Source organism: Flavobacterium sp. YO12 (assembly GCF_004119495.1).
Taxonomy (GTDB): domain Bacteria; phylum Bacteroidota; class Bacteroidia; order Flavobacteriales; family Flavobacteriaceae; genus Flavobacterium.
Map to the genome: position 1 here is coordinate 1 of NZ_NRQU01000101.1, position 10,116 is coordinate 10,116.

The window sequence follows — 10,116 nt, forward strand, 5'->3', positions numbered from 1 at the left end:
AAAGCATCCTGTTAAACGGATGCTTTTTTTTGATCTATAGTTTTTAAATAGCTTTCGAAAAGATATTTAATTTACCGTTGTTTAGAATTGAATTAATGGTTTTTATATAATCCTTTTTAGAATACAAATTGACGTCTATCCCCACGCTGCAATTGTCATAAGGCTCGTATTTTTGTATGTTTGAAACAGAAAACAAACCAATTGTAGGTGTTTGAACTGCACTTGCTAAATGCATAATTCCACTGTCAGCGCCAATAAATAAATCTGCATTTGCGATAACCGAGCCTATTTCGCGAATATCTTTACTATAAAATGTCGGCGCTTTAAAATCAATCTGCGAAACGTTTTCTACTGGCAGAATTTCAACAATATTATAGTCTTTATATTCTGCGGTAAGCTGCGAATAAAAAGATTCCCACCACTCTACAGATAAACATTTTGCACCAGTTGCATAAGTAAATATGCAAATTGTTCTTTTGGCATTAGAAACTAAATCATTTAGAATTTCTTTGCCTTCTGCGATTTCAGAAGAAGATAATTTAAGGTCTATTGGAGCTATTATTTTGTTGCTTTTTGCAAATCCTAGTTTTGTTAAATAATATCGGAAATTATAAACAGGATATTTTGCAATATGATTGTAGTCGCTTTTTACAAGTTGAGATTCTTCTAATAAATCTCCAAAGAATTTGTATTTAGCATTTGAGAACTGGACCGCTAAACGTCCTGAAGAAGAATTTTGATCGACGTTGATCGCAATATCGTATTTTCGTCTTTTTATCGAAATCCAAACATTTAGGTATTTCAACAAACTTTTGAATGGCTTTTTGGGTAAATCAATAACTTTATCGATACAGTCATAATTCTCAAAAATTACCGGAGCTAAAGTTCCCTTAACAAACAAATCGACTTTACAATTTGGAAACATTTCGCTTACTTCTTGAACAAGCGGAGTAATCAATAAAAGGTTTCCTAATCTGGCATTTGGTCTGCAGACTAAAACCCTTTTTATCTCCATTTTGTCTACTAAAACAAAACCGGGATCTTCCTTTGGTTTTCCAATATTTTTAGTCAGACCTCGCATTATACTGCGCCTGTATTGATTTACTTTTGTTAGAACACTCATCTGTATCGAATAATTTATGAATTATTAAATCGCTCTTAATTTTAGAATAAAACCTCTAATGACTTGTTTCCAAATCTAGGTTCTTTATTTTTCTAAAAATAAATTCTTTCAATAAGCATTTATTACAAAATTGTAACCAAATGTATCAATATTTGCATCTTTATGTCTTTGGAAAGAGACATAAAAATACAATATTAATTTCATAAACAACAAAATACTAGATAGTTACGCAATAAAAATCGACAGATAGGTAAATTCCCTAGACGTTTATATTGACCACATATCCTTCAGAACCGCGGATATTAAAGACAGTTCCGTTTTCAAAAATTAAATATTGACCTTTAATTCCAATTAGTTTTCCTTGAAATGAAGGTATTTTATCCAGATTCAAACTTGCTACTTTTGATGGGTAATTTAAAACGGGATAGTTTAACTCATAAACATCATTTTTCTCACTGTAAAAGTAATCTTTAACCTCAGCAGGGATTAGGTTTTCTACTTTTGCTTTTTCAAGAATCAAATCACAAGATTCTGCGGTACTCTGCAGCATCTTTCTCCAATTTGTTTTATCAGCATAATGATCTTTTAATGCAACCTCAGTAATTCCTGCCAAATAACGATTTGGAACTTCAACAATTGTAATTGCCTGTGTTGCTCCTTGATCAATCCATCGGGTAGGAACTTGCGTTTTACGCGTTACTCCTACTTTTATCTCGCTCGACAATGCCAAATAAACAATATGCGGCTGCAATTGTACTTTTTGTTCGTATTCTAAATCTCGATCAGCAACTCCTAAATGCGCCGTACTCAATTCTGGTCTCATGATCCAGTCGCCCACAGCTGGACTTGAATAAAAACACTCGTAACAAAAACCCTGTCTGTAGATTTTTTTCTTTTTATGGCAATTCAAACATTCATAACCTGCAAAATTAATCTCAATCTCTTTATTCAATAACTGATTAACGTTGATAAAACTGTCCTCAAAAACCAAATAATATTGAATTGGGTTTCCTAGTTCAGTCTGCATTTTTGTAAGTACGCCTTGATATTGCATTTAATTTTAGGTTTTAGATTGCTGATTTAAAAATTTTAGATTCAGTTCTGAGAAGTTCGGCTTTTGAAGTAGAATCTTTGCCTTAAATAGAATTGTTTTTTGCAAAAAACACTATTTTTGATACAACGGCAAAGTTAATATTTGTCTGTCGATATTCAAATTTTAAGTTTCGTGTTTTTTACGTCAATCTGTAAAGACTAACATCTAAAATCTAAAATTCACTCATGCCCTTATCCATTATAAATTCTTTCGCTTCTTGGGTCCTGAAACAAAGGATACATCAAATAGAACTTTTTCTAAAATATCCAAATGAAGTTCAAGAAGAACTCTTGCATAATTTATTGACAGCATCAGAAAATACAGTCGTAGGAAGACAGTATGACTTTGCATCTATAAATTCTTATCAAACTTTTGCAGAAAGGGTTCCTATTTCAAGTTACGAAGAGCTGCAGCCTTTGATTGAACGCACACGTCAGGGTGAACAGGGTGTTTTTTGGGAATCGCCGATTAAATGGTTTGCCAAATCGAGTGGCACTACTAATGCGAAAAGTAAATTTATCCCTGTTAGTAATGAAGCTTTAGAAGATTGTCATTATAAAGGGAGCAAAGATTTACTTTGTTTGTATTTGAATAATAATGAGGATTCTGAATTGTTTCTTGGAAAAAGTCTTCGCTTAGGCGGAAGTTCTCAGATTTATGAAAACAACAATACTTTCTTTGGAGATTTATCGGCCATTTTGATCGAAAACATGCCAATTTGGGCAGAATTCAGCAGTACACCAAGCAGTAAAACTTCGCTAATGAGCGAATGGGAAACTAAAATCGCTGCGATTATAAATGAAACGAAAAACGAAAATGTAACGAGTTTTGCAGGAGTTCCTTCGTGGATGCTGGTTTTAATGAACAAAGTTTTAGAAAATACGGGCAAGCAAAGTTTATTAGAACTTTGGCCGAATCTTGAGGTATATTTTCACGGAGGCGTAAGTTTCTCTCCTTACAGAGAACAATACAAGAAAATTTTGCCGAGTAAAGATTTTAAATATTACGAAATTTACAATGCTTCTGAAGGCTTTTTTGCGATTCAGGATTTAAACAATTCCAGCGATTTATTATTGATGCTCGATTACGGAATTTTCTACGAGTTTATTCCAATGGAGACTTTTGGAACTCCAAATCAAAAGGTAATTCGTTTAGCTGATGTGGAATTGAATAAAAACTACGCTATTGTTATTACAACCAATTCTGGTTTATGGCGCTATTTAATTGGCGATACGGTTCGTTTTACTTCTTTAAATCCTTATAGAATAAGAGTTACAGGTAGAACAAAACATCATATTAATGTTTTTGGCGAAGAATTAATGGTCGAAAACACAGATCAAGCGATTGCAAAAGCCTGTCAAATTACACATACTGAAGTTATCGATTATACGGTTGCTCCTATTTTTATGCAAGACAAAGAAAAAGGCGCACACGAATGGATGATCGAGTTCAAGAAAAAACCTGCCGATGTTGGTCTTTTCCAAAAAGTGCTGGATGAAACACTGCAAACTTTAAACTCTGATTACGAAGCGAAACGCTACAATAATATGACACTAAACCCTTTGGTGATTAATGTAGCTCGTGAAAACTTATTTTATGACTGGCTAAAGGAACGTGATAAACTTGGCGGACAGCATAAGATTCCGAGACTTTCGAATCAAAGAGATTATTTGGAGCAGTTGAAGGAGATGTAGGATTTAAGGCTTGCCACAAATTTCACTAATTAGCACGAATTTTAATATCTATTTTTTTTCCATAGCCACTAGCTTTAGCTAGTGGTATAAATGCATTTTTTCTTGGCTTTGGCCAAATTCTACATGCCTAATTAATTTGGCTAAAGCCAAAAATCTATTCCAATCAATACACCTCCAGCTAAAGCAGGAGGCAATTCATGATAAAAATACTTTTTAAAACTTGTCTTTTCTCTTAAAGATTAATTCCACTAAGTCGCATGAGGACTATCCGTTCCAGAGGGACTTGCCCATAAAAAAACCTTAGCTTTTATTGAAAAACTAAGGTTTGTTTGTTTGTTTTATTTAGGTTCTATTTGTCATTTCGACGTAAGGAGAAATCACACACAATAATCGACAAAGATTGACGATTCACTTTATGGAGTTTCGATTGTGATTTCTCCTTAAGTCGAAATGACAAACTGTTTTATTTACATCATATCAATATATCGATCATGGTATCCTAAAAGATATAAAACTCCGTCAAGTCCTAAACTTGAAATTGATGTTGAAGCGCTTTCTTTTACTTTAGGTTTTGCGTGAAAAGCGATTCCTAAACCAGCTAAATTAAGCATTGGTAAATCGTTTGCTCCGTCTCCAACCGCAATGGTTTGGTTGATGTGAATGCCTTCTTTTTCGGCAATTGCTTTTAGGTATTCCGCTTTCTTTTGTCCGTCTACAATATCGCCTAAATATTTACCGGTTAATTTACCGTCTTTAATCTCTAATTGATTGGCATGAACATAATCGATTCCGAGTTCTTTTTGAAGATAATCTCCAAAATAGGTAAATCCTCCAGAAAGAATTGCGGTTTTATAACCGTAATATTTTAGGGCTTTCATCAAACGATGTGCTCCTTGTGTAATTGGTAAATTTACAGCAACATTATGCAAAACTTCTTCGCTCAAACCTTCTAACAAAGCCATACGTTGTTTGAAGCTTTCGTTGAAATCAATTTCGCCATTCATTGCAGATTCTGTGATTGCTCTTACTTGAGGTCCTACTCCATTCAACTCTGCCAATTCGTCAATAACTTCAGTCTGAATTAAAGTTGAATCCATATCAAAGCAAACTAAACGACGGTTTCGTCTGTAAATATTATCTTCTTGAAAAGATATGTCTACGTTTAAGGTTCTGGAAATTTCCATGAAACTTGCTGTCATGGCAATCTTATCGACAATATCTCCTGTTAGGGATAATTGTATACAAGATCTTGGGTATTCTTCTTTTTCGACAACAGAAGTTCTTCCTGTTAATCTTATTATAGAAACGATATTTAAATTTTGATCGGACAAAAGTTTTGCTACGGCAGCTAATTGCGACGCAGCCAATTTTTCTCCTAAAATATTAATGATATAACGCTGTTTAGATTGTGTTTTTACCCACTTTTCGTAATCTTCAAGAGAAATTGGAATAAACTTTACTTTCACTTCTAATTCATAAGCTTTAAACAGCAAATCTTTCAAAACTGGGCCAGAAGTAGAACCTGCTTCGATCTCAAACAAAATTCCTAAAGAAAGCGTATCATGAATATCGGCTTGCCCAATATCTAGAATAACAGCATCATAAGCCGCTAATACCGCTGTTAAACCAGCTGTAACTCCTGGTTTATCATGTCCTGAAACTTTTAATAAAATAATTTCTTTATTCTCTATTGCCATGTTATCTGAATTGATTTTACGAAGCGACAAAAATCGACAATCTCTTGATGATAAAAAAGAATAACAGTTATTTTTTTACAGCAAAAAAGCACATAATAATGTGCTTTTTTGAATAATTTAACAATTATGTTCCGCTATTAAAATAACGTAACAAAATTTAAATTTGATTTTTTTTCAGCTTCGAATTCGTATTTTTTTAAGCGCTATGCTTACACAATTCGTGAATTCACAGTGATAAAAATTATTTTGGCCTTTGGTCGAAGTTTACCATCCAATTGATGCCAAATTTGTCCGTGAACATTCCGAAATAAGCGCCCCAAAATGTTTTATCCATTGGCATAAAAACGTTCCCGCCTTCTGAAAGTCCGTTAAAAATTCGATCTGCTTCTTCTGTACTTTCGACATTAACCGAAACAGAAAAATTTCCTCCAAATTTCACATCGCCTGATTGTTCAGTGCTGTCGCTTCCCATTAAGATGGTATTCCCAATAGGCAGTGAAACGTGCATGATACGGTTGGCTTCTTTTTCTGAAACTTGAGTACAGCCGCCATCTTCAGCAGCAGGCATGTCTTTAAATTTTCCAATGTATGGAAATTCTCCGCCAAATACGGATTTGTAATGTAGAAATGCTTCTTCGCAATTTCCATTAAAAACTAAATAAGGATTTACTGTTGTCATGATTTTTTTTGTTTTTGTTTGTTACTATTCTTTGTTCTAATTGATTTTGTTATTGTAATTTATATCTCCGAAATTTCTTTAACGACTTCTAAACCTCTTGGAAAAACTTCTTTAAAATAATCGACAAATTTTTCGTCAGAATCTACCTGTGCAATCAAATCTGTAAATTCATCATCTTGAATTAATCTGTAAGTTTCCATTGCCCCGCTCCATTTTTTGGTTTCTTCATTGAGAGGCTGTTCTTTAAAATCTTTTATTTCGCCTATATGCTTAAAAGCCATGTATTCGTTTGGTGTTTTTGTTTCGATTATACTATACATTCCTTCTCCGTTTGGTGACATAAAATGTATTTTGTCCCCTTCGTTCCAGTCACTTATAGTATGAGATCCTTCGCAAAAAACACTAGTCCATTTTTTATACGTTTCTTCATCCCATAAAGCACTCCAAACCTTTTCGGCTGGAGCTTTAATTCGTATTTTAAATTCTAAGGTTTCCATAATTAAGATAATTTAGCAAAATCCATAAATAAAACATTCCATCGATGACCGTCTGTATCAGCAAAACCGAAGCCGTACATCCAACCTTGACTTTCAGCGGGCGGAGCAAAAATAGTACCGCCGGCATCCTGCACTTTTTGGGCTAGTTCATCGACTTCTTCTTTGCTTTCGGCATCAATCGAAATCAAAACTTCAGAGCTTAATTTTGTATCTGTTAAACTGTTCTGAGAAAAACTCGCAAAAAGCGATTCTTCAAAAAGCATTACCACAAATTTCCCTTCACCAACAACCATACAGGTCGAACTTGGCGTATCATGTTCTTCATTAAAAGAGAATCCTATTTTCGAAAAAAAAGCTTTTGAAACTGCCACCTCTTTCACTGGCAGATTCAGCCATATTTGCTTTGTCATTTTTTGATGTTTTTCGTTAAACTTATTTTTTAAGACGCTAAGTTTTTCTTTGAACCTTTGCTTCTCTGCAACTTTGTTCCTTAAAAAAATTAATTGTTCTCTACATATCTTTTAAAGTTATCCAAAATGGCCTGCCACCCGCCGCGCTGCATTTCTTCTGGATTTTGAGTTTCTGGGTCAAAACTTTCAATTATTTCTACACCATTCTCCGTTTCCTTAAAAGTAATTTCAACTTTTCTGCCGTCTGACATTATATATTCAATATTTTTATTTGGCTGCACCAATGTATATTCACCTTCAAAATCAAAACTCATACTCCCATCTTTTGCTGCCATAGTCGATTTGAACTTTCCTCCTTCTTGCAAATCATTTTCGGCATAAGGCGTATGCCAATCTGGAGAGGCGAAACTCCATTTTGTAATATGTTCCGGCAAAGTCCAAAAATCCCAAACTTTGTTTATTGATGCATTGACTGTATTTTGTACTGTTATCATTATTTATATTTTTTAAGATTATTGTTGTTCAATGTTTTCTACATATTTTTTAAAATTGTTAATTACAGCCTGACACCATTGTTTCTGCATGCTTTCAGAATCTTCTTTTGCGGGTTCAAATACCTCTGTTACTTTTACCCTGCCGCCATAATCTTCAAAATGAACGCTTCCTGTTCTGTTATCTAAAAGCTTATATTCTATTAATCTAAATTTTTCTATTTTGGTATATTCACCTTCAAAATCAAAACCTGCGCTTTTATCTTTGGCCTCCATTTTATATTTAAATTTACCTTTTACCTGTAAATCATTTTCTGCTTGAGGCGTATGCCAGCTGTCAAAAGCATAATTCCAGTTTTGTATGTGTTTTGGAAAAATCCAAAAATCCCATACGTTCTCTATAGATGCATTAATTGTATTTTGAACTGTGATCATTTTTTTCCTTTTAAAAATTACACCTGCTCTGGAATTTGAGTTTCATCCATAAAGAAAACTTCCCAGTGATGCCCATCTAAATCTAAAAATGTTCTTTGATACATCCATCCATAATCGCTTGCTTTTTGATAATCTGTTCCTCCAGCTTTAACTGCTTTGTCTATTATTTCGTCGACCTCCTTACGTGTTTCAACAGAAATAGAAATAAGAACTTCGCTGGTTGTATTTGAATCACAAATCTGTTTATCGGTAAACGTTTTATAAAACTCCTCAAGCAAAAGCATTACATTTATGTTTTTACCAATAACAATACAGGCTCCCTTTTCATTTGTAAATTTCAAATTGGTAGAAAACCCCAATTCATTAAAAAATGAAATTGCTCTTTTTAAATCTTTTACAGCAAGATTTATATAAATTTTTGTCTCCATAATATCTAAAGTTACAAATTATTTAAAGCAAATTTAGAATATTACTATCGGCTTTAGGATACAATAAAAGTCAACTTTAGGGGCATTTGAGACATTTTACTTACATTTGTTACATCATTAATCTTCCAAAAAACCACAGAATCATGAGCACAAGAGTAGGTTTAATCGTTCCTCACGAGTATAAATTGTTGAGTATTGCTGCAATTTTAGAAGTATTTGAAACGGCAAATAAATTAAGTAAGGAAACCGAAAAACCATTTGACATTATGGTTTTTCAATCAGCAGAACAAATTAATCATGGTGTTTTGTTTGGATATGAAACCAACTCGATTGAAACTTCAAACAAAGTTTTAGATTTGATTTTGATTCCCGCTTTCACTACTGATGATATGAGCGGAATGATCGCAAAAAACAAAAACTTTATTCCATGGTTAAAAAAACAGCATCAATCTGGAGCTGAGCTGGCGAGCTTTTGCACAGGAGCATTTCTGTTTGCTGCATCAGGATTATTAAACGAAAAACTGGCTACTACTCATGTTGATGCCTGCAGTGCTTTTACAAAAGCTTTTCCGATGGTAAAATTAAAACCAGAAGAAACTTTAACTGCTGATGGCAGTTTGTATACAAGCGGCGGTTCAACCTCAACATTTCATTTGCTGATTCTTTTAGTTCAGAAATATTGCGGCAATGAAATTGCGGTACAAATTGCTAAAATTTTCTCGATTGATTTAAATCGATACAAACAAAGTTATTTCAGCACTTTTAGGCCGAATCATTTGCATAATGATACTTTGGTTGCCATGTTACAACATAAAATTGAAAGTCAATATCACAGCATAGAAAAGCTAGAAGAAATTACAAAAGACATTCCTACGAGCGCTAGAAACATGACGCGCCGTTTTAAACAAGTTACTGGGATTCCGCCAATTGAGTATCTGCAAAACATTCGAGTTGAAAGCTCTAAAAAATATCTGGAGCAAACGCAGCTTTCTATTTCAGAAATTATAGAAAAAACAGGGTATAATGACCCAAAAGCATTTAGAAAGGTATTTTATAAAATGGTTGGAATGAAACCTATTGAATATCGAGAAAAGTTTAGGGTGCAATAGTTTTTAAAAGCAGAATTGAAGAACTCTTAATTACCATGTTCATCTCGATGAATAATGTGATTATTGAAAAAAGCATTAAACATTTTAAATTCACCTAAATATGAATCTTGAAAACTAATATCTTCAAATTTAGTGTTTAATATTTCATTTGGAAATTTTGAATAAAATAACTTTTTTTCAACTATATTTTCTACTTCTAAAACCAAATCCTTAATTTTTCTTGGATCTAAATTTTCCTTTTCCAATTCTTCAATTTTAGATCTTGGTATGATCATTTGTTTTTTATGAACCAAAACATTAATTACGTAATAAGGAATCAATATACTCAAATATAAGGTAATAGAACACAATTCTCCTCCCTCAACGACATTCAAAAAAAAAGTATAACATCGATCCTGATTATCAAGTCTAGAAAAATCTTGAAAATCTTTTAGAACAGAATCTTTAGCAAATTCAGCTT

Annotated in this window: 12 protein-coding genes; 2 read left to right on the plus strand and 10 right to left on the minus strand. The window is 33.2% G+C overall.

The window, feature by feature from the left end; all coding sequences use genetic code 11:
* Nucleotides 1-43: 43 nt before the first annotated feature.
* Both BOW55_RS19835 and BOW55_RS19840 read right to left on the minus strand, forming a co-directional pair.
* The gene (locus BOW55_RS19835; protein WP_129026098.1) at nt 44-1,123 is read right to left on the minus strand and encodes a glycosyltransferase family 9 protein; all 1,080 of its coding nucleotides are present in this window, start codon (nt 1,121-1,123) and stop codon (nt 44-46) included.
* Between the two features lie 259 nt (nt 1,124-1,382).
* Nucleotides 1,383-2,177, minus strand: a complete 795-nt coding sequence (locus tag BOW55_RS19840) for a DUF2797 domain-containing protein (protein WP_129026101.1) — start codon at nt 2,175-2,177, stop codon at nt 1,383-1,385.
* A gap of 224 nt (nt 2,178-2,401) precedes the next feature.
* On the opposite strand from BOW55_RS19840, the gene BOW55_RS19845 reads away from it, so the two are divergent.
* Nucleotides 2,402-3,910, plus strand: coding sequence for a GH3 auxin-responsive promoter family protein (locus BOW55_RS19845; protein ID WP_129026103.1), 1,509 nt, complete (start codon nt 2,402-2,404; stop codon nt 3,908-3,910).
* Between the two features lie 467 nt (nt 3,911-4,377).
* Here BOW55_RS19845 and serB read toward each other — a convergent pair whose 3' ends face one another.
* From serB to BOW55_RS19880, 7 genes are all read right to left on the minus strand, one after another.
* On the minus strand, nt 4,378-5,607 hold the full coding sequence (gene serB / locus BOW55_RS19850) for a phosphoserine phosphatase SerB (RefSeq protein WP_129026105.1): 1,230 nt from the start codon (nt 5,605-5,607) through the stop codon (nt 4,378-4,380).
* A 241-nt stretch (nt 5,608-5,848) separates the two neighbouring features.
* Nucleotides 5,849-6,286, minus strand: a complete 438-nt coding sequence (locus BOW55_RS19855) for a VOC family protein (RefSeq protein WP_129026107.1) — start codon at nt 6,284-6,286, stop codon at nt 5,849-5,851.
* A 59-nt stretch (nt 6,287-6,345) separates the two neighbouring features.
* Nucleotides 6,346-6,783, minus strand: coding sequence for an SRPBCC domain-containing protein (locus BOW55_RS19860; protein ID WP_129026109.1), 438 nt, complete (start codon nt 6,781-6,783; stop codon nt 6,346-6,348).
* 2 nt (nt 6,784-6,785) lie between these two features.
* Nucleotides 6,786-7,193: a VOC family protein gene (locus BOW55_RS19865; protein ID WP_129026111.1), complete on the minus strand. Its 408-nt coding sequence runs from the start codon at nt 7,191-7,193 to the stop codon at nt 6,786-6,788.
* A gap of 89 nt (nt 7,194-7,282) precedes the next feature.
* Complete coding sequence (locus tag BOW55_RS19870; RefSeq protein ID WP_129026113.1) at nt 7,283-7,687, minus strand: SRPBCC family protein; 405 nt, start codon at nt 7,685-7,687, stop codon at nt 7,283-7,285.
* A gap of 18 nt (nt 7,688-7,705) precedes the next feature.
* The gene (locus BOW55_RS19875) at nt 7,706-8,119 is read right to left on the minus strand and encodes an SRPBCC domain-containing protein (RefSeq protein WP_129026115.1); all 414 of its coding nucleotides are present in this window, start codon (nt 8,117-8,119) and stop codon (nt 7,706-7,708) included.
* A gap of 17 nt (nt 8,120-8,136) precedes the next feature.
* Nucleotides 8,137-8,547: a VOC family protein gene (locus BOW55_RS19880; RefSeq protein ID WP_129026117.1), complete on the minus strand. Its 411-nt coding sequence runs from the start codon at nt 8,545-8,547 to the stop codon at nt 8,137-8,139.
* A 143-nt stretch (nt 8,548-8,690) separates the two neighbouring features.
* Here BOW55_RS19880 and BOW55_RS19885 point away from each other — a divergent pair, with 143 nt between their 5' ends.
* Entirely contained in the window at nt 8,691-9,656 is a 966-nt protein-coding gene (locus tag BOW55_RS19885; protein ID WP_129026119.1) for a GlxA family transcriptional regulator, read from the plus strand.
* Nucleotides 9,657-9,682: 26 nt separating this feature from the next.
* Here the strand turns inward: BOW55_RS19885 and BOW55_RS19890 are convergent.
* A partial coding sequence (locus tag BOW55_RS19890; RefSeq protein WP_129026121.1) for a hypothetical protein occupies nt 9,683-10,116 on the minus strand: 434 nt, incomplete at its 5' end.

Coding starts and splice junctions, on each gene's coding strand:
- BOW55_RS19880 (WP_129026117.1), bottom strand. CDS start 8,547: ATGGAGACAAAAATTTATATAAATCTTGCTGTAAAAGATTTAAAAAGA.
- BOW55_RS19860 (WP_129026109.1), bottom strand. CDS start 6,783: ATGGAAACCTTAGAATTTAAAATACGAATTAAAGCTCCAGCCGAAAAG.
- BOW55_RS19870 (WP_129026113.1), bottom strand. CDS start 7,687: ATGATAACAGTACAAAATACAGTCAATGCATCAATAAACAAAGTTTGG.
- BOW55_RS19845 (WP_129026103.1), top strand. CDS start 2,402: ATGCCCTTATCCATTATAAATTCTTTCGCTTCTTGGGTCCTGAAACAA.
- BOW55_RS19855 (WP_129026107.1), bottom strand. CDS start 6,286: ATGACAACAGTAAATCCTTATTTAGTTTTTAATGGAAATTGCGAAGAA.
- BOW55_RS19835 (WP_129026098.1), bottom strand. CDS start 1,123: ATGAGTGTTCTAACAAAAGTAAATCAATACAGGCGCAGTATAATGCGA.
- serB (WP_129026105.1), bottom strand. CDS start 5,607: ATGGCAATAGAGAATAAAGAAATTATTTTATTAAAAGTTTCAGGACAT.
- BOW55_RS19865 (WP_129026111.1), bottom strand. CDS start 7,193: ATGACAAAGCAAATATGGCTGAATCTGCCAGTGAAAGAGGTGGCAGTT.
- BOW55_RS19885 (WP_129026119.1), top strand. CDS start 8,691: ATGAGCACAAGAGTAGGTTTAATCGTTCCTCACGAGTATAAATTGTTG.
- BOW55_RS19840 (WP_129026101.1), bottom strand. CDS start 2,177: ATGCAATATCAAGGCGTACTTACAAAAATGCAGACTGAACTAGGAAAC.
- BOW55_RS19875 (WP_129026115.1), bottom strand. CDS start 8,119: ATGATCACAGTTCAAAATACAATTAATGCATCTATAGAGAACGTATGG.